Origin of the sequence: Glaciecola sp. SC05, assembly GCF_041380235.1 — a bacterium.
Lineage (GTDB): Bacteria > Pseudomonadota > Gammaproteobacteria > Enterobacterales > Alteromonadaceae > Glaciecola.
On sequence record NZ_JBGIYY010000040.1, the window covers coordinates 1 to 2,334 of the forward strand.

Annotated in this window: 3 protein-coding genes; all 3 read left to right on the forward strand. The window is 50.7% G+C overall.

Translation table 11 applies throughout. The features are described from left to right. Positions 1 to 1,380 (forward strand): IS21 family transposase (gene istA, locus AB9H30_RS19215; protein ID WP_371196408.1); only part of this gene is annotated, 1,380 nt, incomplete at its 5' end. A gap of 14 nt (positions 1,381 to 1,394) precedes the next feature. Next, positions 1,395 to 1,820, forward strand: a complete 426-nt coding sequence (locus AB9H30_RS19220) for an ATP-binding protein (RefSeq protein ID WP_371196409.1) — start codon at positions 1,395 to 1,397, stop codon at positions 1,818 to 1,820. A 23-nt stretch (positions 1,821 to 1,843) separates the two neighbouring features. After that, positions 1,844 to 2,254, forward strand: a complete 411-nt coding sequence (locus AB9H30_RS19225; RefSeq protein WP_371196410.1) for an ATP-binding protein — start codon at positions 1,844 to 1,846, stop codon at positions 2,252 to 2,254. Positions 2,255 to 2,334 lie beyond the last annotated feature (80 nt).

The window sequence follows — 2,334 nt, forward strand, 5'->3', positions numbered from 1 at the left end:
CTACCTGACAACGCCCAATTGGCAGCCGTACTAAATGTTACCGTGCACACACCATCATCAAGCGTGTCCTCCGTCCTGCCCTATGCCGAGAAGGTTAACAAGTGGATTGAAGGTGGCGTGCAAGGCAGCACTATTCATCAAAAGCTAGTCACTAGTCATGGTTTTACTGGCAGCTATTGGGCAGTCAACCGCTACATTAAAAGCGTGATTGCCAGTGAGCCTGGCAAAGTATCTACGGTTATGGAGTTCGACCCAGGTGATGCGGTACAAGTAGATTTCGGGTCGGGTCCATTGATGGTAGACACCCGCACCGGCGAGCTGCGTAAAACATGGGTGTTTGTAATGACGCTCGCGTGGAGCCGCCATATGTATGCGGAGTTTATCTGGAGCCAAAGCACCGCCACATGGTTATCTTGCCATCGCCGCGCATTTGAGTGGTTCAACGGCGCACCCAAACGCGTCATCATCGATAACCCCAAATGTGCCATCACCAAAGCGTGTTATCACGACCCTGATGTGCAGCGAGCTTATGCTGAGTGTGCGGAAGGTTATGGCTTCTTAATTGCACCATGTCCAGTGCGCGACCCGCAAAAGAAAGGACGGGTTGAGTCCAATGTGAAGTACATCAAAAATGCGTTTGTGCCGCTTCGCGAGTTCCGCAGCCTAAGCGATGCCAATGCGCAATTAAAAGAATGGCTTGTGAGTGTGGCTGGCAATCGCAAGCATGGTACGACGCGCCTTTACCCTTTAACGCAGTTCAAAGAAGTGGAGCAGGACTTACTGAAGCCCTTGCCTGAAGTGCCCCCAGAGGAAGCCGTGTGGACACAGGCAAAAGTCCATGGTGATGGTCATGTGCAGTTCGAGCTGTGTCGTTACTCAGTGCCCTATACACTCATCCGCCAAACGGTGTGGATACGCGCCGGTGACTCCACAGTGCGTATTTACCAACAGCACGAACTCAAAGCCACGCATGGGCGATTACGACATGAAGGGGGACGTTCAACTGTGCCTGAGCATCAACCACCTGCGGCGCAAGCTTACAACATGCAAGACCCCCAATACTGTTTAAGCCAAGCAAAAAAGGTCGGGGAATACTGCCATCTGTTTATCGAAAGACTGTTTGCCAGCCGCGTGCTGGATAACCTGCGCGCAGCGCAGGGTGTGGTGGGCTTCGCCAAACGCTACGGGCCAGCTCGCTTAGAAAGGGCCTGTTGCCGCGCGTTAACCTTCGACAATGTGCGCTACAGCGCGATTAAGCAAATACTCGAAAAAGGCTTAGATGAACTGCCCCATGAGACCAATGCGTTTGATAGTTTAAGCGACAGCTATACCGGCAAAGGCCGCTTCAATCGCGACCCTAACAAACTCATCCCACATTAAAAAAAGGAACAACCATGATTAACCCTATTCCAGAATTATCACCCTTACTCAAACAACTACGCCTATCAGGCATGACCGATTCACTGGCCCAGCGTAACCGCGAAGCCATTGAACATCAGATGACGTATCCTGAGTTCTTAGCCTTACTCGTGCAAGATGAAGTAGCGAGGCGAGACCAAAAGAAATACGCCACACGGCTGCGCCGTGCAGGCTTTAAATCGAATAAAACGCTAGAAAGCTTCGACTTAAGCACCAACCCCACACTGAACCGTGCTTATGTGCAAGAGTTGGCAACCTGCGGCTTTATTGATGAAAAAGTGCCGGTGCTAATAGCAGGGCCATGTGGCACCGGTAAAAGCCATTTAGCCCAAGCCATCGGGCACTGCGCGGTGCAAAAAGGCGTGGATGTACTGTTCTTTACCCAAGCNAAAGCCATTTAGCCCAAGCCATCGGGCACTGCGCGGTGCAAAAAGGCGTGGATGTACTGTTCTTTACCCAAGCCAAACTACTGGCGAATCTGTATGCCGCACGCGCCACCAACAGCTATGAAAAGCGCTTCCAAACCTTAGCCAAGGTGCCACTGCTCATCATTGACGACTTTGGCTTAAAACCACTGAAATCGCCACAAGACGAAGACTTACACGACTTAATTGATGAGCGTTATGAACAAAACGCCACCATTATTACCAGCAATTTAGACTTTACCGAATGGGGAGACGCCTTCCCGAATAAACTGCTCGGCGCAGCCACACTTGACCGACTTCGCCACAACGCCTATCGACTCATATTAGAAGGGGAAAGCTATCGAAAATTAAGACCTGAAAACAATACTAAAAACAACAAAACTGGACGCGCTTCACAAAGCAGTCAATAATCAACTTGTTTGAGGGCGAAAAGAGCATGTTCAGGTGGCTCCATTAGGCCGCAAATGGGTGGTGCCTTTAGGGTGCAAAT